The 20,431-nt window shown below is 68.0% G+C and carries 20 protein-coding genes; 4 read left to right on the forward strand and 16 right to left on the reverse strand.

Annotation, left to right across the window (positions count from 1 at the left end):
* Window positions 1-802: 802 nt before the first annotated feature.
* The 16 genes from OIE67_RS36960 to OIE67_RS37035 all read right to left on the reverse strand — a co-directional run bounded on the left by OIE67_RS36960 (window position 803) and on the right by OIE67_RS37035 (window position 15,737).
* On the reverse strand, window positions 803-2,341 hold the full coding sequence (locus OIE67_RS36960) for a YifB family Mg chelatase-like AAA ATPase (RefSeq protein ID WP_326629248.1): 1,539 nt from the start codon (window positions 2,339-2,341) through the stop codon (window positions 803-805).
* Window positions 2,342-2,701: a YraN family protein gene (locus tag OIE67_RS36965; RefSeq protein WP_326629250.1), complete on the reverse strand. Its 360-nt coding sequence runs from the start codon at window positions 2,699-2,701 to the stop codon at window positions 2,342-2,344.
* Window positions 2,702-3,614: 913 nt separating this feature from the next.
* Window positions 3,615-3,938 carry a DUF2469 domain-containing protein gene (locus OIE67_RS36970; RefSeq protein WP_026215037.1) on the reverse strand — a complete coding sequence of 108 codons (324 nt, stop codon included), beginning with the start codon at window positions 3,936-3,938 and terminating at the stop codon, window positions 3,615-3,617.
* 39 nt (window positions 3,939-3,977) lie between these two features.
* Complete coding sequence (locus tag OIE67_RS36975; RefSeq protein ID WP_106251975.1) at window positions 3,978-4,646, reverse strand: ribonuclease HII; 669 nt, start codon at window positions 4,644-4,646, stop codon at window positions 3,978-3,980.
* A 52-nt stretch (window positions 4,647-4,698) separates the two neighbouring features.
* On the reverse strand, window positions 4,699-5,292 hold the full coding sequence (gene lepB, locus OIE67_RS36980) for a signal peptidase I (protein ID WP_106251973.1): 594 nt from the start codon (window positions 5,290-5,292) through the stop codon (window positions 4,699-4,701).
* Complete coding sequence (gene lepB / locus OIE67_RS36985; RefSeq protein ID WP_106251972.1) at window positions 5,292-6,149, reverse strand: signal peptidase I; 858 nt, start codon at window positions 6,147-6,149, stop codon at window positions 5,292-5,294. Before lepB (OIE67_RS36985) ends, lepB (OIE67_RS36980) begins: the two co-directional genes overlap by 1 nt.
* A gap of 141 nt (window positions 6,150-6,290) precedes the next feature.
* Entirely contained in the window at window positions 6,291-6,653 is a 363-nt protein-coding gene (gene rplS, locus OIE67_RS36990; protein ID WP_106251970.1) for a 50S ribosomal protein L19, read from the reverse strand.
* A 159-nt stretch (window positions 6,654-6,812) separates the two neighbouring features.
* The gene (gene trmD, locus OIE67_RS36995; RefSeq protein ID WP_326629274.1) at window positions 6,813-7,778 is read right to left on the reverse strand and encodes a tRNA (guanosine(37)-N1)-methyltransferase TrmD; all 966 of its coding nucleotides are present in this window, start codon (window positions 7,776-7,778) and stop codon (window positions 6,813-6,815) included.
* Window positions 7,778-8,278, reverse strand: coding sequence for a ribosome maturation factor RimM (gene rimM, locus OIE67_RS37000; RefSeq protein ID WP_326629276.1), 501 nt, complete (start codon window positions 8,276-8,278; stop codon window positions 7,778-7,780). The genes trmD and rimM overlap by 1 nt, the downstream gene beginning before the upstream one ends.
* 78 nt (window positions 8,279-8,356) lie before the next feature.
* Complete coding sequence (locus OIE67_RS37005; protein ID WP_043634919.1) at window positions 8,357-8,602, reverse strand: RNA-binding protein; 246 nt, start codon at window positions 8,600-8,602, stop codon at window positions 8,357-8,359.
* A 1-nt stretch (window position 8,603) separates the two neighbouring features.
* A complete protein-coding gene (gene rpsP, locus OIE67_RS37010) occupies window positions 8,604-9,044 on the reverse strand; it encodes a 30S ribosomal protein S16 (protein ID WP_106251965.1) in 441 nt (146 codons plus the stop codon).
* Between the two features lie 817 nt (window positions 9,045-9,861).
* Window positions 9,862-11,412: a signal recognition particle protein gene (ffh, locus tag OIE67_RS37015; RefSeq protein ID WP_326629283.1), complete on the reverse strand. Its 1,551-nt coding sequence runs from the start codon at window positions 11,410-11,412 to the stop codon at window positions 9,862-9,864.
* Window positions 11,413-11,469: 57 nt separating this feature from the next.
* On the reverse strand, window positions 11,470-12,030 hold the full coding sequence (locus OIE67_RS37020) for a GTP-binding protein (RefSeq protein ID WP_106252091.1): 561 nt from the start codon (window positions 12,028-12,030) through the stop codon (window positions 11,470-11,472).
* Window positions 12,031-12,037: 7 nt separating this feature from the next.
* Entirely contained in the window at window positions 12,038-12,454 is a 417-nt protein-coding gene (locus OIE67_RS37025; protein WP_393271781.1) for a DUF742 domain-containing protein, read from the reverse strand.
* 5 nt (window positions 12,455-12,459) lie between these two features.
* The gene (locus OIE67_RS37030) at window positions 12,460-12,882 is read right to left on the reverse strand and encodes a roadblock/LC7 domain-containing protein (protein WP_103955821.1); all 423 of its coding nucleotides are present in this window, start codon (window positions 12,880-12,882) and stop codon (window positions 12,460-12,462) included.
* Complete coding sequence (locus OIE67_RS37035) at window positions 12,879-15,737, reverse strand: sensor histidine kinase (protein ID WP_326629288.1); 2,859 nt, start codon at window positions 15,735-15,737, stop codon at window positions 12,879-12,881. The genes OIE67_RS37030 and OIE67_RS37035 overlap by 4 nt, the downstream gene beginning before the upstream one ends.
* A gap of 556 nt (window positions 15,738-16,293) precedes the next feature.
* Here OIE67_RS37035 and OIE67_RS37040 point away from each other — a divergent pair.
* From OIE67_RS37040 to OIE67_RS37055, 4 genes are read left to right on the forward strand one after another with little or no spacing between them, the layout of a single operon-like run.
* Entirely contained in the window at window positions 16,294-17,169 is an 876-nt protein-coding gene (locus OIE67_RS37040) for an ABC transporter substrate-binding protein (protein WP_181308919.1), read from the forward strand.
* Window positions 17,166-17,975 (forward strand): ABC transporter permease, encoded by an 810-nt coding sequence (locus OIE67_RS37045; RefSeq protein WP_326629292.1) that lies wholly within the window; start codon window positions 17,166-17,168, stop codon window positions 17,973-17,975. Before OIE67_RS37040 ends, OIE67_RS37045 begins: the two co-directional genes overlap by 4 nt.
* Entirely contained in the window at window positions 17,972-18,748 is a 777-nt protein-coding gene (locus OIE67_RS37050; RefSeq protein WP_106253480.1) for an ABC transporter permease, read from the forward strand. The genes OIE67_RS37045 and OIE67_RS37050 overlap by 4 nt, the downstream gene beginning before the upstream one ends.
* Window positions 18,749-18,764: 16 nt before the next feature.
* Window positions 18,765-20,213 (forward strand): dihydroorotase, encoded by a 1,449-nt coding sequence (locus OIE67_RS37055; RefSeq protein ID WP_326629296.1) that lies wholly within the window; start codon window positions 18,765-18,767, stop codon window positions 20,211-20,213.
* Window positions 20,214-20,431: the final 218 nt, after the last annotated feature.

Here is a 20,431-nt window from a genome sequence, read left to right on the forward strand (position 1 = left end):
TCGGACAAGGTGCGGTCAGGGGCTCCGGTCATGAGCTGCGTAAGGCGCTGGCAGGAGCACCGGCCGGTCGCTGCGCAAGATCCGATCAGGGGCTCCCGGTCGTGAGCTGCACCAGGTGCGGCCAGGGGCTCCCGGTCGTGAGCTGCACCAGGTGCGGCCAGGGGCTCCCGGTCGTGAGCTGTACAAGATGCGGCCAGGAGCTCCGGCCGGTCGCTGCACACAGTGCGATCAGGGGCTTCGGCCGTCGCTGGGCAAGGCGCAGGCACGAGCTCCGGGCGGTCGTTGCGCAAAGTGCAGGCAGAGTGTCCGGTCGTTCGCTGTGCAAGGTGCGGGTGTGGGCTCGGATGGTTGCTGCGCGGTGGGTGGTTCGGCTTGGCTGGAGGTGTATGGCGCGGCGGGGTGTGCGTATGGCTATGACGGCTCGCGTTGGCCCCGCCGGGACGGCCTGAAGTGCCCGCCCCAGTTCAGGCGTCGGTTGTGTCGGCCAGGACTGGTTTCGGCCTTTGACCTGGCGTTTCATGTCGATACTGCTTGCGGCGTGCTATCTCGGTACGTCACTTGATCTACGTCGTGGAGCTGGCTCAGACCGACGAGTGGCAGGTGCGATCGTCGGTCGCAAGTGCGTAAGGGGGCAGCGTCCGACGGTGACGTCTTCGGCCCTGCTCGTGCGAGATGGCGAGGGTTTAGGAACTCTGCTTGTGTCCGAGATGGCGTCGTCCGCAGCTCCGTTCGTGCGAGATGGCGACGTCTCCGGGCCCGCTCATGCGGGAAGGTGGCGTCTTCAGGTTGCCGGTGCTGGAGGTTAGGACTCCACGCCCAACCAGAAGCTGAGGGCGGCGTTGGTTTCGTCTTGGCTGGGGACGTCCTTGTCGGCCAGGTCGGCGAGGGTCCAGGCGACTCGGACCACGCGGTCCAGGCCGCGGGCGGTCAGGGTGCCTGAGTCGAGGCAGGACGTCATGGGGTGCATCGCTTCGGCGGACGGGCGGTAGTCGGCGTGGAGGACGGAGGACGGGATCTCGGCGTTCGAGCGCCACGGAGTGCCGGCCAGGCGTTTGGCGGCACGTTCACGAGCCACCAGGACGCGTTCGGCCACCGTCTCGCTGGTCTCCACGAACTGGCGGTCGGCCAGCAACTCGCGTCTGGTCGAGCGCGCGACCGCGACCTTCATGTCTATGCGGTCGAGCAGCGGGCCGGAGAGCCTGCCGAGGTAACGGCGGCGCGTCATGGGTGTGCATCTGCAGGTGCCTCCCTGGTCTTCGGCCTGGGCGCAGGGGCAGGGGTTCGCGGCCAGGATGAGCATGAATCTGGCGGGGAACGTGACCGACCCGGCAGATCTGGAGACGGTCACGCGGCCGGATTCGAGCGGCTGTCTCAGCGCGTCGAGGACATGGCGCGGGAACTCGGGCGCCTCGTCCATGAACAACACCCCGCGATGGGCCAGGGAGACGGCTCCTGGGCGGACGATCGTGCTGCCGCCGCCGATGATCGCGGCGGAGGTCGCCGTGTGGTGCGGGCTGACGAACGGCGGCCGGCTCATCATGGGGGCGCTGGACGGCAGGGCTCCGGCGACCGAGTGGATGGCCGTGACCTCCAGGGCATGGTCGAGCTCCAGATTCGGCAGGAGGGTGGGGAGGCGCTCCGCGAGCATGGTCTTGCCGGTGCCGGGCGGGCCGAGCATCCAGAGGTTGTGGCCGCCGGCCGCGCAGACTTCGAGGGCTCGGCGGGCGACCGGCTGGCCTACGACGTCCGCCAGGTCGATGTTGTCGGGCTTGGTGGCGGGTTTGGGCGGCTCCGGGCACTCATCCGTCTCTGGTTTGGGCGGTTCGTCTCCCTTTCGCAGCCACTCCACGAGCTGGCGCAGGTGCGCGACGGGGACCACCTTCACGTCAGGCACCAGGACGGCCTCCGCGGAATTCGCCGCCGGGACCACGACCGTGACGTCTCCGTGCTTGGCCGCACCCAGGACGGAGGGCAGCACGCCGCGTACGGCCCTTATCCGGCCATCCAGGCCCAGCTCTCCGAGGAAGAACGGCTCCGCGATCCGTTCCGCGGGAACCACTCCGGCCGCGCCGAGGATGGCCATCGCGATGGCCAGGTCGAACTGCGATCCGCGCTTGGGGAGACTGGCCGGGAAGAGGCTGACGATGATGCGGGCGTCCGGCCAGGGATAGTTGCTGTTGACCATCGCTGATCTGACTCGGTCGCGGGCCTCGCTGAGTGCGGTGTCGGGGAGGCCGATGAGGTGGATGCCGGCCAGGCCGTTGCCCACGTCGGCCTCGACCTCCACCGTACGGCCCGTGACGCCCACCAGGGCCACACTGCGCGTGCGGGCCACGGCCACCTAGATCGCCCCCCGTACGTGACGCAGCGCGAAGTCACCGGCGAAACGTTCGAGGGCGATCACGTCTACTCTGACCGCTTTGTACGTTTCGGTGCGCGTGGACAGCCATTTGGCCGCGAGCATGCGCAGCCGGGCGAGTTTGGCGGGGCTGACCGACTCCAGAGCGGAGCCGTGTGATCTGCTCGATCGGGTTTTGACCTCCACCACGACGAGGTTGGAGCCGTCTTCCGCGATGATGTCGATCTCGCCGTGGCGGCAGCGCCAGTTGCGTTCGATCACCTTCATCCCCTCGGCCTCCAGGTAGGTCACCGCTACCTGCTCGCCGCGTTTGCCCAGCTCTTGTTTGCTCTCCGGTGTCATGTGCCGGCTCCGTCCGGTGGGTGGTGCGGGTGGGTCTGCGCACTGACCTTCGCGGATGCGGGGTGGTGGATGAGGGGCCGAACGGGGTTCTGGGGATAAGGGCAGAGGGAGGGGGAGAGCCTGTGGATAACGCGGGAGCGGGCCCCCACCTCCCACGTCCCGCCGAGTGGCTGCTTCTCGCTCCCGTGGCAGTGAGTGCTTCCCGTGATCCTCCGAGAGTCAGCGTCTCAAGATCACAGGCCGCGATGAGGGCGAGCGGCCCCGGGGAAGCAAGAAGCCCACCTCGCGGGAAGCACAGAGCCCACCTCGTGGGAAGCACAGAGCCCGCCTCGCGGGGAGCGTAAGCAGCTCAGAAAGTGCAGGACCTTCCCTGCCAGAGGGTCGAGCGACCGCGAAGAGCGGCATGGGCCGCTCGCAGGAGCGACTCCGGGAGGGCGCAGGGTTCGCCCGCAGGAAGATGGAGCGGCTCCGGGAGGGCGCCGGCTCCGCTCGCAGGAAGGGCGAGCGACATCCTCGGTAATCTCGTGGGAAGGGGGAGCAGCAGGGGCCGCCGTGCAGGGGATGAGCGGCCAGGCAAGTGCTGGACCCACCCCAGGGGAAGAGGCGACCTCCGTGAGGATGAGCGCGGCTCGGATGACGCAGTCGTGGGTGAGAGCTTTCCGGCCCGACCGCCTGGAACCGTGAGAGCGACCAGATCCCCTGAGATGCGGCCGGTCTCATGAGATGCGGTGTGCCCGAGACGAGAGCGCGCCCTGAGATGGATGCGGCCGCACTGCTGACGGGCGGGCATGCCTTGCGGTCCGGGCGTGGCAGGTCCGTGGGTGTGAACGGCCTCGTCAGCGGTTGTAGCCGTGCGCGTACCAGGCCGTGAGTCCGTCGCCGGCTCAGGCCGTCCAGCCTTCCCACACGCCCCCTACCCCGAGAACCCCTCCTTGGGCATTTCCAGGTCCGCCTTGGCGAGCTCCTCCACGTTCACGTCCTTGAACGTCACGACCCGCACGTTCTTGACGAACCGCGCCGGCCGGTACATGTCCCACACCCAGGCGTCCTGCATCTTCACGTCGAAGAAGACGTCACCGTTCTCTGCGGTACGGACGTCGAGATCCACCGAGTTGGTCAGATAGAAGCGCCGTTCAGTCTCCACCACGTACGTGAACAAACCGACGACATCACGGTATTCGCGGTAAAGCTGCAGCTCCATCTCGGTTTCGTACTTTTCGAGATCCTCTGCGCTCATCGCGGTCCTCCTGTCGTACCGGTCCCCCGGTTCGCCTGGTCAGGCAACCCCGGCCCCCATTTCATTTTCACCCATCCCCCTCGCCACCGTGACGAAGGAGAAACGGTGATCAGGACACGGGCCATGCGTTTCCAGCGCCAGCCGGTGTCCTGGTGTGACATACCCCTTGTGCTCGGCGAAGCCGTACAGCGGGTAGCGCTCGTCGAGCGTGACCATGAGGCGATCCCTGGTCACCTTGGCCACGATCGACGCCGCCGCCACGCATGCGGCCACCTGGTCCCCCTTCCACACGGCCAGAGACGGCGCCGGTAGCCCCGGGACCGGGAACCCGTCCGTCAGGATGTACTCCGGGTCACAGGGCAACTGTGCGACAGCTCGCCGCATTCCTGAAACGTTGCACTTGTGAAGACCTTTGGCGTCGATCTCCCCCGACGGGATGATCACTATGCCTACATGGGAGACGCGGATGATCTGCTCGTAGAGTCGTTCGCGCACCTGGGGGGTGAGAAGTTTGGAGTCTGCCAGGCCGTCGACCTGCTTGCGCAGGATGACGGCCGCGACCACCAGCGGCCCGGCGCACGCGCCGCGGCCGGCCTCGTCCACGCCCGCGATCGGGCTGAGGCCGCGGCGAGCGAGCGCCCGCTCATAGGCGTAGAGTCCGGAATCTCGCCGGACGACGCTCGGTCGAGGGCGGAACGCAACTGTCATGACACTGGCAGCGTACGCCCCATTCGCCGCAATCCGCGACCGGAAGCCGCGCCTACTTGACCTTGTCGAAGATGTCGGGACGGGAGAAAAGATAGCCCCGCGACAGCGGCCAGTAGCGGACCACGGCCGTGCCGATCACCGCGTCCACCGAGATGAAACCGCCTCCGGGCTCCTCCATGTGGGACCGGGAGTCGGCCGAGGCGCTGCGGTGGTCGCCCATCAGCCAGAGCTTTCCTGCGGGCACGGTGACGTCGAACTTATCGCCGGAAGCGAAATCGTTGGGATAGAGGTAGGAGGACTCGTCCAGGGCCGTACCGTTGACCGTGATGCGCTTCTGCTTGTCGCAGCACACCACCTTGTCGCCGCCGACACCGATGACCCTCTTGATCGTGTCCTCGCCGTTCCATCCCTTGAAGACGATGATGTCGCCGCGATCGGGCGCGCCCGCGAGCTTGTTGACGAAGACGCGATCGTTGATCAGCAGCGTCTTCTCCATCGACTCCGACGGGATGTAGAACGAGCCGACCACGAAGGCCTGCAGCAGCAGCGCGATGCCGACGCCCATGACGAGCAGCAGGACAGTCTCGCGGAAACTGCCCTTCTTCTTCTCTTTGCCCACGCCCTCCGCCTTCTTGGTGACGGCCATCAGCGCCTCTTCCGCAAGCGCCGACGAACCAGCACCAAGGGTACGGCCAGCCCGAACCCCGCGACCAGCGGCACCTGTTCGCCGAGGGCGTTGAGAGCGGGCTGCGCGAAGGTGTCGGGGATGTCGATCGAGGAGAACCGGTCGAACGGCCAGACGATCACGAACGCCCTGCCGATGACCTGCCCCACGGGAATGGAGCCGCCGCCGGGATCGCCGGTGTGCGAGCGGGAGTCGAGCGAGACCGAACGGTGGTCGCCCATCACCCACAGCCGGTTCTGCGGCACGGTGATGTCGAAGAACTTGTCGGACGGCACGTCACCCGGATAGAGATAACTCTCTTCCTCGATGGGTGTGCCGTTGACCGTGATGCGCCCCTTGGAGTCGCAACACTTGACGTGGTCACCGCCGACGCCGATGACCCGCTTGATGTAGTCCTTCTCGCCGGGCACGATGCCGAACGCGGTGCCGACCCAGCGGAAGAACGCCGCGACGGGGTTGGACGGCTCCTCCAGCTCGAACTCCCCGTCCCAGGAATCGACTCCCGAGAACACCACCACGTCACCGCGCTCGATGTCACGGGTGTGGTAGACGAGCTTGTTGACCAGGACCCTGTCATTTGTCAGCAGGGTGTTCTCCATCGATTCCGACGGAATATAGAACGCCTGGACCACAAACGTCTTGATGATCAGGGCCAGCACCAGGGCGACTACCACGAGAACAGGAAGTTCTTTCCAGAACGACCCCTTCTTCTCATTCTTCTCGCCCTTGGCAGGCTGCTGAGTCTCTTCGGCGACCACGTCCACCTCGTCCTCGACAGGGCGGCGCACAGCGCCGTGCTCCTGGCTCTCGCTAGTCATCGCTGACGAGCCTAGATGATGACTAGGCTCGACAAGCCTCGACCGACGTTACACCCACGCACGAGTCGCTCCACATAAAGGAAACGGCCCTGTAAAGCCGAATGGCCCGCGCGATGCGCGGGCCATCGGTAAAAGCCATGGTTACTTGGCGGCCGTCGTCTCACGCTTCTCGCGGATACGGGCGGCCTTACCACGCAGGTCGCGCATGTAGTAGAGCTTGGCGCGGCGGACGTCGCCACGGGTCACGAGCACGATCTTCTCGATGACCGGGCTGTGCACCGGGAAGGTGCGCTCTACGCCGACGCCGTAGCTGACCTTGCGGACCGTGAAGGTCTCGCGGGCGCCGCTGCCCTGCCTGCGCAGCACGAAGCCCTTGAACACCTGGACGCGGGACCGGTTGCCTTCGACGACGCGTACGTGAACCTCGAGGGTGTCACCGGGGCGGAAAGCCGGCACGTCGCCGCGCAGGGTCGCCTTCTCGAGCTCCTGGATCTTCGTGTGCATGAGAGTCTATTCCTCAAAGTTTCGCGGGCACGCGGAGGTCCACCCGGCCACACCCGAGTCGGGCGCGGCGACGGAAGCGGACACGCTTGCTGTCTCGTGGGGCCCGGGGTCGCTCATTCCCGGGCACGCAACACCGACCGCGGGATGGTCGGCAGCGATTCAGTTTGCCACATCTTTCCGGCGGACGCGAAACGACAGCTCGTCGAGGAGCTTCCTGTCGTGCTTGTCCAGCTTCGCGGGGTCCAGCGCCGCCGCGAGTTCAGGCCGATTCCGTACGGTACGCCGGATCGCTTCGTCCCGTCGCCACCGGGCGACATTTCCGTGATGTCCGGACAGCAGAACGGCGGGCACCTCGTGCCCCCGCCACACCGGCGGCTTGGTGTAGACCGGGCCTTCGACCAGATTCTCCATGGACCCGGGCGCGAACGAGTCGTCCACGACCGACTGGGCGTTGCCGAGCACGCCGGGCAGCAGCCTGCCGATCGCCTCCACCATGACCAGCACCGCCACCTCGCCGCCGGCCAGCACATAGTCGCCGATGCTGACCTCGTCCACGCGCAGCCGCCCGGAGTATTCCTCCATGACCCGCGAGTCGATGCCCTCGTAGCGGCCGCAGGCGAACAGCAGCCACGGCTCCTGCGCCAGCTCCTGCGCGAGCTCTTGGCTGAACGGCCGGCCGCTCGGCGTCGGGACGATCATCCGCGGCAGGACGGGTGTTGGTGATGCGACGATTGTGGGCTCGACTGTTGCCGGGGCATCCGTTCCAGGGGCGACCGGTTGTGACTCGACCGGCCCCGGCGCGCTCGCCTGCGGCGTGGCGCGGGCCTCTCCCCCGTCGCGGCCCTCGTCCTCATCCGAGCCCCGAACGTGGCCTCCGCCGCGGGCTCCGCCGGGGACCGCGCCGATGACCGCGTCGATGGCCTCGCCCCACACCTCCGGCTTCATGACCATGCCCGGACCCCCACCGTAAGGAGTGTCGTCCACGGTCCTGTGCACGTCGTACGCCCAGTCGCGCAACTGGTGCACGCGTACGTCGAGCGTGCCCCGCTCCCGCGCCTTGCCGATCAGCGAGACGTCGAGCGGCGCGAAGTACTCGGGAAAGATCGAGATGATGTCGAGCCGCATCACAGCAGCCCCTTAGGCGGATCGACGACCAGCCTGCCCGCCTCCAGGTCGACCTCGGGCACCAGCGCCCGGGCGAAGGGGATGAGGGCGTCCTCCTGGCCCTTGCGGCGTACCACGAGCAGGTCCTGGCCGTGGTGCAGGACGTCGTCCACCTGCCCGACCGGCTCGCCCGCGACGGTCACCACCTCGAGCCCGATGAGCTGGTGGTCGTGGAACTCGTCGGGGTCGTCGGACGGCGTCACCTCGTCCGAGTCGATGACCAGCATGGTGCCGCGCAGCGCCTCGGCGGTGTCGCGATCGGTGACCCCTTCCAGGGACAGCAGCAGCGTGCCTTTGTGCCAGCGGCGGGCCGTGACGACGAGCGGACCCCGGTCCGGCGGATCGGTCCGGATCGCCGTACCGGCGGCGAAGCGCAGCTCCGGTTCGTCGGTGCGCACCTCCACGGTCACGTCACCGCGTATCCCGTGCGGGCGGCCTATCCGGCCGACGACCAGCTGCACCCTGAACCTGCTTTCTGTAGCAACGCGGAGCGCCCCCATCGGAACGAGACCGATGAGGGCGCGAAAACCTACCTGACGCTAACGGACTGCTTCGTGCAGATCGAGCAAGTCGACCCGTACGTACTTCCCGTCGGCCAGGGCGTTCACGACCGTGCGCAGCGCCTTGGCGGTGCGCCCGCCGCGTCCGATGACCTTACCCAGGTCCTCGGGGTGCACCCGGACCTCCAGGACGCGCCCGCTGCGAATGCGGCGTGCGCGGACCCGGACATCGTCAGGATGTTCGACGATGCCCTTGACGAGGTGCTCGAGAGCCTCCTCGAGCACGTCAGGCCTCGCCCTCGGCCGGGGTCTCGGCGGGGGCCTCGGCCTCGTCCTTCTTCTTGGCCTTCTTCGGCGTGGTGGCGGCCGTGCCGGTGTCGCCACCGGACAGCGCCTCCTTGGCCGCGGCCTCGTAGAGGGCGTGACGGTCGGGCGCGGGCTCGGCGACCTTGAGCGGCGCAGGGGCGGGCTCGCCCTTGAACTTCTGCCAGTCACCGGTGAGCTTGAGCAGCTTGAGCACCGGCTCGGTCGGCTGCGCGCCGACACCCAGCCAGTAAGCGGCACGCTCGGCGTCGATCTCGATGCGCGAAGGGTCGTTCTTCGGGTGGTACAGGCCGATCTCTTCGATCGCCCGGCCGTCACGCTTGGTGCGGCTGTCGGCGACGACGATGCGGTACTGAGCGTTGCGGATCATGCCGAGCCGCTTGAGCTTGATCTTGACTGCCACGGGTGTGGTCTCTCCTGCATTCGAGCGTGGGTGAACGGCACCTCGCCGAGTGGGGCACGACGGGATGACGCTCCAGGGACAGGCGCGACCTGCGGGAGGTGAGAGGGCACCCGCCTGGTCACGATGTTCCAACATGTCATTGTGCCAGATCGACGGCACTACCCACGACTCGTCGACGACACCACACCGCAAAACTACGACAAGAACCACCACACCCCCCGACCCCGCGCCACGACCTACCAAGGCCATGTCCCCCACCGCAGTCCGTACAGGCCGGAAACGGCACTTCACCGCCAACCGGCACCCGGCGAGCGACCGCACCGCTGGCCGGGGCGAAGAAGGGTCAAGTGGAGGTGACGGTCCGGATGGCGAGGGCAAGCGTGCGCACAGGCAGGTGCGCGGGCGGGTGAGCCGGACTGGTCCGACGGGAGCGCGGGTCGGGCGGATGTGGAGACGGTGGGTCGGACGACCCGGGCGGCGTGCGGGTAGGGCGAGGCGGACGCGCGGGCGGGCCAGGTCGGGGGTACGGGTGGGGGTGCCGGCTGAGTGGTGGAGCAACGAGTTCGCCGCGCATAGACGCCCCCGGGCGAGGTGGTGGCTCACAGAGTGGTGGCGGCCCGTGGAGAGGCGGCCCCGCAGAATGGTGACGGCCCGTGGAGCGGTGGCAGGCCGCAGAGAGGTGGCAGCCCGTGGCGCATTGGCAGCCCGCAGAGCGGTCTAGTGGCGGTGATCGCTTGGTCTGGTTTGCCTCGGGATGGTGAGTCGCCGGGCCCCGAGGTCCGCCGCCCCAAGCGAGGTGCCCGGGGCGGCGGGAGGGTTACTTCTGGCCGGGGAGGCGGAGTTTGGAGGGGTCGAAGCCGGGCGGGAGCTCCATCCCCGGGGGCAGCTTGCCGCCCAGGTTGCCGAGCACGCCGCCCTGCTTTGGCGTCTCGTCCTCCGTGCGTTCCGCGGGCGCCTTGCCGAGGGCGGCCTTGCGCGGGTCGCCGCTGACGCGACGGCCCTTCTTGGCTTTCTTCTGGGCCTTGCCGGACTTGCCGCGGCCCCCCGGCATGCCGGGGATGCCCATGCCGCCCGCCATCCGCTTCATCATCTTCTGGGCTTCGAAGAAGCGGGTGATCAGGTTGCTCACGGCGCTGACGGTGACGCCGGAGCCGGCGGCGATGCGGGCGCGGCGGGAGCCGTTGATGATCTTGGGGTCCTGGCGTTCGCCGGGGGTCATCGAGCGGATGATGGCCGCGATGCGGTCGAGGTCGCGGTCGTCGATGGAGTTGATCTGGTCGCGCATCTGCCCCATGCCGGGCATCATGCCGAGCAGGTTTTTGATCGGCCCCATCTTCTGGACCATCATCATCTGCTCGAGGAAGTCCTCGAGCGTGAAGTTCTCGCCCGAGGTGAGCTTGCCGGCCATCTTGGCCGCCTGCTCCTCGTCGAACGTCTTCTGGGCCTGCTCGATCAGGGTGAGGATGTCACCCATGTCGAGGATGCGCGAGGCCATCCGGTCGGGGTGGAAGGCGTCGAAGTCCTCGAGCTTCTCGCCCGTGGAGGCGAACATGATCGGCCGGCCGGTGATGTGGCGGACCGACAGGGCGGCGCCGCCGCGGGCGTCGCCGTCGAGCTTGGTCAGCACGACGCCGTCGAAGCCGACGCCCTCCATGAACGCCTGCGCCGTGGTGACGGCGTCCTGGCCGATCATGGCGTCGACCACGAACAGGACCTCGTCGGGCGAGACCGCGTCGCGGATGTCGGCGGCCTGCTTCATCATCTCCTGGTCGATGCCCAGGCGGCCGGCGGTGTCGATGATGACGATGTCGTGCTGCAGGCGGCGGGCCTCGTCGATGGAGCGGCGGGCCACCCCGATCGGGTCGCCGACGCCGTTGCCCGGCTCGGGGGCGTAGACGGCGACCTGGGCGCGCTCGCCCACGACCTGGAGTTGCTGGACGGCGTTGGGCCGCTGCAGGTCGGCGGCGACCAGCATGGGCGCGTGGCCCTGCTCGCGCAGCCACCGGGCGAGCTTGCCCGCGAGGGTCGTCTTGCCCGCGCCCTGGAGGCCCGCCAGCATGACGACGGTGGGCGGGGTCTTGGCGAAGCGGAGCCTGCGGGTCTCACCGCCGAGGATCCCGACCAGCTCGTCATTGACGATCTTGACGACCTGCTGCGCCGGATTCAGCGCCTGGGAGACCTCGGAACCGCGGGCGCGCTCCTTAACCTGGGCGACGAACGCCTTGACCACCGGCAACGCGACATCGGCCTCTAGCAGGGCGATGCGGATCTCGCGGGTGGTGGCGTCGATGTCGGCGTCGGACAGCCGCCCCTTGGATCGGAGGGAGGAGAAGACCGATGTCAGCCGGTCGGAAAGCGTCTCGAACACGTGGTTGGCCAGTCCTCGAAGCGAAAGTACGTCTAAGACTCCAGCCTATCCGGTCCGCTAGCCGCTCCAGCCTGGCACGGCCATCCTGACCGTGAGCGCGTGCTCGACCAGGTTGATCAGAGCGCTCTTGACCGAGTCCTTGGAGCGGGCGTCGAGACGCACCATCGGGATGTGCGGCGCCAGCGTCAGGGCGTCGCGCACCTCGGAGTCGCTGTGCGGGTAGGAGCCGTCCCACCCGTTCACCCCCACGATGAACGGGAGCTGCGCCTCTTCGAAATAGTCGATGGCCGGGAAGCTGTCGGCCAGGCGGCGGGTGTCGACCAGCACGACCGCGCCGATCGCCCCTCGGACGAGGTCGTCCCACATGAACCAGAACCGGTGCTGCCCGGGCGTGCCGAACAGATAGAGGATCAGGTCACGGTCGAGAGAGACGCGGCCGAAGTCCATGGCGACGGTCGTGGTCGACTTCAGCGGCGTCATGCCCAGATCGTCGATCCCGGCGGAGGCATCGGTCATGACGGCCTCCGTGGTCAACGGCATGATCTCCGACACCGCGCCGACGAACGTCGTCTTGCCCACTCCGAAACCGCCGGCGACCACGATCTTGGTCGAGGTCAGCCCGGGGCTAGAGCCTGCGAAGTCCACTTAGCACCCTTTCCAGCAGGTTGACGTCCGGCCTACCCGCTTCCAGCTGCGGTTGATGCACCCGAACCAGACCCTCGGCCGCCATGTCGGCGATCAGCACGCGCACCACCCCGAGCGGGATCCGCAGCAGGGCCGAGACCTCGGCCACGGATCTCACCTGGAGGCAGAGCTGGCTGATCGCTTTGTACTCGGGCGTGATGTGGGAGAACTCCCGGTGCTCGGCCGTCGCCGAGGACACCAGGGCCTCCATCGCCAGTTTGACCCGCGGCGCCGTCCGTCCGCCGGTCACGGCGTAGGGCCGCACCGGGGAGGCCGGGTCGGAGCTCGACGGCGGCGGAGGCGGCGGCTCCCAGCCGCCGCTGTTCCAGCCGCCGCTGTTCCACGTGGGATTCGACACCTACATCACCTGGTCTGGCTGGCGCGCAACTCCGCACGCACAGCCGGAGTCAGCACCTGACCGGCGCGATCCACCATCAGCGTCATCTGATACGCCACCAGACCCATGTCACAGTCCGGAGCCGCCAGCACCGCCAGACACGAACCATCACTGATCGACATGATCAGCATCAACCCACGCTGCATCTCCACGATCGTCTGATTGACCGCACCACCCTCGAACACCCGGGCCGCACCCTGCGTCAGCGAAACCAAACCCGACGCGATCGCCGCCAACTGATCCGCACGATCAGCCGGAAAACCCGACGACGCCGCCAACGGCAAACCATCAGACGACACCACCACCGCGTGCGCGACCCCCGGCACCGTGCTGACGAAGTCCGTGATTAACCAATCGACGCCACGTGCTGACTGGCTCAGGTCGTTCATGCGCGCTCATCCCTGCTCTCAACGCTTCTCGGACCGGAGGGATACGATCTTCCCTCGCTGATGTCGTCCCGTGCTGCCCTGAAGCCTTGCTGGAAGCTCGACAGACGACTACGTACCCGTTCTGGCGAGACCGAAGGCATGGGCGCCACGCCCTTCGGCGCCGAAACGGTGTCCGCCGAGCCGGGCACCAGGTTGGCCTTGGGCACCCGCTTGGGCAGTCCCGCCGCGGTCGCACCGTCACGTACCGGCTCCACGACCGCCTTCGCCGCGCTCCAGCCGGCGTCGGCGTTGGCCGAGCCCCAGGTGGCCTCGCCCTCCGCGCTCTGCTCGAACCAGGCGGACTCGACGGAGGCGAAGATCGGCAGGTACTCGTCCCCCGAGGAGGCGGGCTTGACGACGGGTATGGGTCCGGTGGCCGCCGACTCGGCCTCGGGCATGTCGAAGCGTGAGCGCCGCTGGCCCAGGTCGGACGGCGCCGACTCGGCCCAGCTCATGTCCGGGCGGTCGTCGCCGGCCGGGCGCTGGGGCAGCGAGGTGCCGTTCCCCCAACTGCCCATCGGGCTGGACGGGGTGCGCGAGGGCACCCACACGTCCCTGCTCTCGTATCCGCCACCGCCGCCGCCGTTGCCGCGCGGTTCTGACGGCCAGCCCACGTCCACGCTCGGCTGGGAGGGGAAGGACGGGTGTCCGGGTCCCGGCCGGTAGTCGCCTCCGCCGCCCCACTGGGGTACGGGAGGAGGCGGCGGCGTGGGCTGCTGGCCGCCGAAGCCGAAGCCGCTGAAGCCTTCGTCGCGCGAGTCCATGGAGGGCATCGACGGCATCGAAGGCATGGACGGCATGCCCTGGTTCCCGCCCGCCGGGTAGGCGGGGGACTGCGAGCCCAGGAGCGTCTCGGGGATCAGCACCATGGCGGTCAGGCCGCCGGAGCCGTGCGGGCGCAGCTGCACCCGGATGCCGTGGCGGTGCGCCAGCCTGGCGACCACGAACAGGCCCATGCGGCGCGACACCGAGACGTCCACGCTGGGCGCGTCGATGAGGCGTTCGTTGGCCTGGGTCAGTTCGTCGGCGGTCATGCCGATGCCGGAGTCGGTGATCGACAGCATCACGCCGCCGCCGTCGATCCGGCTGCCGGAGACGGTGACCCTGGTCTCGCGGGGCGAGAACGACAGCGCGTTCTCGACCAGCTCGGCGAGCAGGTGGATGACGTCGTTGACGGCCTGTCCGGCGACGGCCACGCCGTCGGGGACCTGGAGCACGACGCGCTCGTAGTTCTCGACCTCGGACAGGGAGGCGCGGGCCACGTCGACCAGCTTGACGGGCTTGCTCCAGCGGCGAGGGGGCTCCTGGCCGGCGAGCACCAGCAGGTTCTCGCTGTTACGGCGCATGCGGGTGGCCAGGTGGTCCAGCTTGAACAGGTTGCCCAGCCGGTTCTCGTCCTGCTCGCCCTGCTCCAGACCGTCGATCAGGGTGATCTGCCGCTCCACCAGCGTCTGACTGCGGCGGGAGAGGTTCACGAACATCGCGTTGACGTTGCTGCGCAGCCGGGCCTCCTCGCCCGCCAGCCGCACCGCCTCGCGGTGCACCTCGTCGAACGCCCGCGCGACTTCACCGATCTCGTCGTTGGAGGCGACTCCGATGGGTTCGACGTCCGAACTGTCGACGGCCGTCTCCGTCTCGCGCATCTGGCGGACGATGTCGGGCAAACGGCGTCCGGCGATGAACAGGGCTTCCCTGCGCAGCCTGCGCAGGGGGCCGCTGAGCGAGCGGGCCATGATCACGGTGACCAGCAGGACGAGGATCAGCAGGAGGACGATCGCGCCCGCCGCGATGATGGCGCTCTGCTGCTCCGCGCCCTCCAGGGTGCGGCTGCGCAGCACGATGCTGTCGGCGGCCTGCTGCTCGACCTCGCGCATCCCGTCGACGGTCTCGGTGATGGCCTCGTACCAGGACTTGCCGTCGCGGGTGAGCCCGATCTGACGGTCGGTCAGGGGCAGGCCGGCGTTCTGGAGGACCAGGGCGCGCGCCGAGAGGATCTCCGCGCGGTCGACGGCCTTGCCGCTGACGGTGTCGTCGTACAGCTGGCGAAGTTTCAGCGAGACCTGCGACCTGAAGGTGCTGAGCTCGCTGTTCTTCTGGGCGCGCGCGGCGATGAAGTCGTCGAGCTCCTTCTTGCCGAAGGACCTGGTCGCCAGTGCGGCCACCAGCAGGGCGCGCTGGGTCGAGACGTACTGCTTGGCTCTGGACAGCGCGCCGAAGCCGGCCACGCTCGCGGACAGCTCCTCGTCGACCGCGCCTCGGTCGATCTTGTCGTTCAGCGACAAGAGGTCCGAGATGGTGCGGTCGTAGAGGGCGATGACCGAGTTCACGTCGAGCTGGGAGCCCATGGCGGTCTCTCGCGACGTGGGGAGCTCGTCGAGCCGGTTCTTGATGCTCAGGGCCTCGCCGGCGTGCGGGCTGTCGCCGGTGGTCAGGGCTTCGATGCCGCCTCTGACGTCGGTGACGAGCTTGTCGACCCGTTCGTACTGGGTCTTCACGTTCGAGGGGGTGCCGCCTCTGCGTCCTTGCGCGACGTGCATCGCGGTGAGGTCGCGCTCGCTCTCCACTTCGTGGGCGAGGCCGGTCAGCTCGCTCGCCAGCACGGCGACCTCGTTGACCTGCGCGTACTCGTTGGCCGTGGCGATCGAGGTGGCGGCCCTCAGGCCGCCCAGCGTCAGTGCGGCGATGGTCGGGATGACGACCAGAACCACCAGCTTGGAGCGCACGCGCCAGTTACGCAGAGAGAAGCGGGCCCCCGCCTTCCGGCTGCCGCCTGCGGCCTTGCCCGGAGCCTGCGCCTGTGGTTTATGGGATGCCATTTGGGGGGCTCCATCAGTTAAGCCCTGATCCCCGCCCACAGAGGGGACAACACTCTTCACTTGCCTCCGCAACCTCTCCTCGGATGGTTTGGTGCACGAAGATCACGTTATGCCGGTGTTTGCAGTGTGACGCCGACGCACCCTTGGGGCGAGAGCTAATTGGAGCACATCAACAGGAGATCGGCCAATACCGCAAAGATCTCAGTTGCCACGCAATCCGACAATCTTCTCATAAGACAACACCTGTCGCCCAGTCCCCCAGGCCAAGGCGGGCACTCCAGATAATCGGACAAAACGGACAATATCACTCTATATGTGTATATATCTCGTTAATTTCCGGTGGAGTGGATACGGCAGGAAGCCCTGGCTGCGCTAGGGTGCCACCGTCGTTGAACACTCCCGTTCGCACTCACCCCCCTCGGTTCAAAGGAGACCCGCAATGCGGTTCGGTGCATTAGGGCGCACTGCTCTTGTTGGGCTTGTCGCCTCCCTCGTCATCACGGGGTGTTCCAGCTCGGGCGAAGGAGGTGGCGGCACCACCAGCGCCTCCTCGGAAATGAAGACCGACCTGCTGATCGGCCAGTATCCCGGCGCGGACTCCGCCCCTCTGTTCATCGCCATGGAACGCGGCTTCTTCAAGGAAGAGGGCCTCACCGTCAAGCAGGAGCCGATCCAGGCTCCGCAGGCGGTCCTGCCCAAGCTCTCCAACGGCACCATGGACGTCGTCCTCGGCAGCTACGCCACCATCCTGACGATCCAGGAGGCGGGCACCGAGAAGTTCAAGTACATCGCCGACTCCTACCAGGGCGCGGCCGGTGCGTTCGGCATCATGGTCAAGAAGGGCTCGACCATCAAGGACGTGGCCGGCCTCAAGGGCAAGAGGGTCGGCGTCAACGCCCTCGCCGGCCTGGGCACCCTCACGATGAACCCGCACTTCAAGATCGCCGGTCTGGACCCCAAGACCGACATCAAGTACGTCGAGGTTCCCACCACCAACTGGCTCAGCTCGCTCGACAAGGGCGACGTCGACGCGGTGTGGATGACCGACCCGTACGTCAGCGAGGCCAAGAAGACGCTCGGCGCCACCATGCTGCTGGACACCATGTCCGGCCCGACCGACGGTCTGCCGATCACCGGCTGGGCCGCCACGGAGAAGTGGGTGTCGGAGAACCCGAAGACGCTCGCCGCCTTCCAGCGGGCCATGGCCAAGGCGCAGAACATCGCCGCCACGGACCGTAGCGCGGTGACCAAGGTGCTGCCGACCTTCACCAAGATCCCGGCGGAGACGGCCGCGACCATCAACCTGGGCGACTACCCGACCTCGCTGAGCGCCGACCGCATCCAGCGGGTCGCCGACCTCATGCTCGACGCGGGCATGCTCAAGAAGCAGATTGACGTCAAGTCAATGATTTACACCGCACCTCAGGGATGATGAGCACGATCACCGCAACGCGGCGCGAGCGGAACCCGCTCGCCCGCGCGAAACTGATCAAGGTCACCCGCCACGCCGTCGGCGTGGCGGGTTTTCTGCTCGCCTGGCAGTTGCTCGGGATGTCCGGGCTGGTCAGGTGGCTGCCTCCGGCCACCGACACCCTGGTCAGAGCCGTCGGGCTGGCCGTGGACCCGATCTTCCTGGACGATCTGCGCGGCACGCTGGTCGCCGCGGTCATCGGACTGCCGCTGGCCGTCGTCATCGCCGTGCCGATCGGGCTGCTGCTGGGAACGGTCCCGGCCGTCGAGGAGTCGACCCGGGTGTTCGTGGAGTTCCTGCGGCCCATCCCCTCGGTGGCGCTGATCCCGCTCGGGCTGTTCTTCTTCCAGCCGGAGATCAACGCCAAGGTGGCGCTCATCGTCTTCGCCTCCTCCTGGCCGATCCTCATCAACACGCTGTACGGCGTGCGTGACGTGGACCCGCTGGGCAAGGAGACGCTGCGCTCCTTCGGTTTCGGCAAGGGCGCGATCATCTGGCGGGTGTCCCTGCCGAGCGCGGCCCCGTTCATCGCCACCGGAGTGCGGCTGGCCGCGAGCATCACGCTCATCCTGGCCGTCAGCTTCGAGTACATCGTGGGCGGGTCGAGCGGCATCGGCAGCTTCCTCATCGAGGCGAGCACGGGCATCGGCGCGGACGCCATGATCGACGTGATCGCGGCGCTCATCTGGGCCGGCGTGATCGGTCTCGTCGTCAACACCCTGCTCCTGCGCGCCGAACGGCGCCTGTTCAAGTGGCGGACGGCATGATCCGTACCCTGGTCAGACGGCTCTGGCTGGTTCCCGTCGTGCTGGTCGCGTGGGAGCTGACCGCGCGCTCGGCCGAGAGCCCGTACCTGCCCGGCCCGACTCTGATCCTGTCTCGTATGTACGAGATGTGGTTCTCCGGGCCTTACATCCTCACCGACGAGGCCATCGACAACTTCGTCCCCAGCCTGGTCCGCGTGACCGGGTCCTGGTGCCTGGCCGTGATCGTGGGCGTGGCGCTGGGCGTGGCGATCGGCCGCAGCTCCTGGCTGGCCGACTACGTCTCGCCGCTGATCGAGTTCGGCCGGGCGGTGCCGCCGCCGGCGATGCTGCCGGTCTTCCTCGTGCTCTTCACCATGGGCACGCAAGTGCAGGTGGCGACCATCGTCTTCGGCATCGTCTGGCCGATCCTGCTCAACTCCATCGACGGCGCGCGCAGCGTCGACCATCTGAAGATCGAGACCGCGACGGTCTTCGGCGTGCCCGCTCATCTGCGGTTCAGCCGGATCATCCTGCCGTCGGCCGCGCCGAAGATCTTCGCCGGGCTGCGGCTGAGCGTGTCGCTGGCGCTGATCCTGATGATCATCTCGGAGCTGAAGGGCAGCACCGAGGGGATCGGCTACCTGCTCAACCTGGCCAGCAACAACGCCGACATGCCGGCCATCTGGGCCGGAGTCCTGCTGCTCGGCGTGCTCGGCTACCTCCTCAACACCCTGTTCCTCATGGTGGAGCGGCGTGTGCTCGCCTGGCACCGCGACGCCCACCGCATCGCATAGGAAGAAGTTCACCCCTGTGACCGAGCTGCTGCTGAAGAACGTGAAGGTCGTCACCCACGACCGCGACGACCCGGTCGAAGCGGACGTCGCCATCGAGGACGGCCGGATCGTCCGGGTCGAGCCGGGGCTGTCCACGACTGGCGAGGTGATCGACGGGGGCGGCCGGCTGGCCTTCCCCGGAGTCGTGGACGCCCACCAGCACTGGGGCATCTACAACCCGTTGCCCGAGGACGCCGAGTCGGAGAGCCGGGCCAGCGCCCAGGGCGGCGTCACCACCGCGCTCACCTACATGCGGACCGGTCAGTACTACCTGAACAAGGGCGGGCCCTACGCCGAGTTCTACCCCGAGGTGCTCCGGCAGGCCGAGGGCAGGGCCTACGTCGACTACGGGTTCCACCTGGCGCCCATGTCGAGCGGGCACATCGATGAGCTGCCCGACCTGGTCGAGCGGTTCGGCGTGCCGTCGTTCAAGATCTTCATGTTCTACGGCGGTCACGGGCTGCACGGGCGCTCGGACGACCAGAGCTCGTTCCTCATGCTGCCCGAGGGCGAACGCTACGACTACGCGCACTTCGAGTTCGTGATGCGCGGCGTGCAGGCGGCCCGCGAGCGGCTGCCCGAGCTGGCGAGCGAGATCTCGCTGTCACTGCATTGTGAGACAGCCGAGATCATGACGGCCTACACCAAGCTCGTGGAGGAGGCCGGGGAGCTGAGCGGGCTGGCCGCCTACAGCGCCTCCCGTCCCCCGCACTCCGAGGGGCTGGCGGTCTTCATCGCCTCCTACCTCGCCCACGAGACGGGGCTGGGCAACGTCAACCTGCTGCACCTGTCCTCGCGCAAGGCCATGGACGCCGCCGTGCGCATGGCGGCGACGTTCCCGCACATCGACTTCCGCCGCGAGGTCACGATCGGCCACCTGCTCGCCGACGTGGACACCGCCAACGGCATCGGCTCCAAGGTGAACCCGCCGATCAGGCCGCGCGAGGACGTCGAGGCCCTGTGGGAGTACGTCCTCGACGGCACCGTGGACTGGGTCGTCAGCGACCACGCCTGCTGCCGTGACGAGCTCAAGTTCGGCGAGCCGCGCGACAACGTCTTCCTGGCGAAGTCCGGGTTCGGCGGGGCCGAGTACCTGCTGCCCGGCCTGGTCACCGAGGGCCGCCGCCGGGGCCTGCCGTACGGGCGCATCGCCGCGCTGACCTCGTGGAACCCGGCCAAGCGGTTCGGCCTGCGGACCAAGGGCACGATCGCCCCCGGTTTCGACGCCGACATCTGCCTGGTCGACCCCGCGCAGACGTGGACGGTGCGGGCGCAGGACTCGGAGTCGACGCAGGAGTACACGCCGTTCGAGGGCTTCGAGCTGAGCGCCAGGGTGACGGACACGTTCGTGCGCGGCCACCGGGTGCTGGACTCCGGCAAGATCGTGGGCGCTCCGGCCGGAAGGTACGTGTCCCGGCCGGCCTGATCACCGAGCAGCACGCGCCGCCGCCGTACGGACGAGAGCATCTCGTTCGTACGGCGGCGGCGTTTTCATGGCGGCGTCGCTCCACAGGAACGATTCTGCGCAGAGCCGCTTCGCCACGGAACCGGACCGCCGCCGCACGTGGCTCCACAGGAACGATTCTCCGCACAGCCCGTTCTCCACGGTGCCCATTGTGATCATCAGTCGGGTACGCTCCGGCC

Origin of the sequence: Nonomuraea fuscirosea, from assembly GCF_035917475.1 — a bacterium.
In the GTDB taxonomy this organism is placed as follows: Bacteria; Actinomycetota; Actinomycetes; order Streptosporangiales; family Streptosporangiaceae; genus Nonomuraea; species Nonomuraea fuscirosea.

Coding starts and splice junctions, on each gene's coding strand:
- lepB (WP_106251973.1), bottom strand. CDS start 5,292: ATGGCCGTCACCAAGAAGGCGGAGGGCGTGGGCAAAGAGAAGAAGAAG.
- OIE67_RS36970 (WP_026215037.1), bottom strand. CDS start 3,938: ATGAGCGCAGAGGATCTCGAAAAGTACGAAACCGAGATGGAGCTGCAG.
- rplS (WP_106251970.1), bottom strand. CDS start 6,653: ATGCACACGAAGATCCAGGAGCTCGAGAAGGCGACCCTGCGCGGCGAC.
- OIE67_RS36965 (WP_326629250.1), bottom strand. CDS start 2,701: ATGACACCGGAGAGCAAACAAGAGCTGGGCAAACGCGGCGAGCAGGTA.
- OIE67_RS37040 (WP_181308919.1), top strand. CDS start 16,294: ATGAAGACCGACCTGCTGATCGGCCAGTATCCCGGCGCGGACTCCGCC.
- OIE67_RS36975 (WP_106251975.1), bottom strand. CDS start 4,646: ATGACAGTTGCGTTCCGCCCTCGACCGAGCGTCGTCCGGCGAGATTCC.
- OIE67_RS37050 (WP_106253480.1), top strand. CDS start 17,972: ATGATCCGTACCCTGGTCAGACGGCTCTGGCTGGTTCCCGTCGTGCTG.
- OIE67_RS37030 (WP_103955821.1), bottom strand. CDS start 12,882: ATGAACGACCTGAGCCAGTCAGCACGTGGCGTCGATTGGTTAATCACG.
- trmD (WP_326629274.1), bottom strand. CDS start 7,778: ATGCGGCTCGACATCATCTCGATCTTTCCCGAGTACTTCGCGCCGCTC.
- lepB (WP_106251972.1), bottom strand. CDS start 6,149: ATGACTAGCGAGAGCCAGGAGCACGGCGCTGTGCGCCGCCCTGTCGAG.
- OIE67_RS37035 (WP_326629288.1), bottom strand. CDS start 15,737: ATGGCATCCCATAAACCACAGGCGCAGGCTCCGGGCAAGGCCGCAGGC.
- OIE67_RS37045 (WP_326629292.1), top strand. CDS start 17,166: ATGATGAGCACGATCACCGCAACGCGGCGCGAGCGGAACCCGCTCGCC.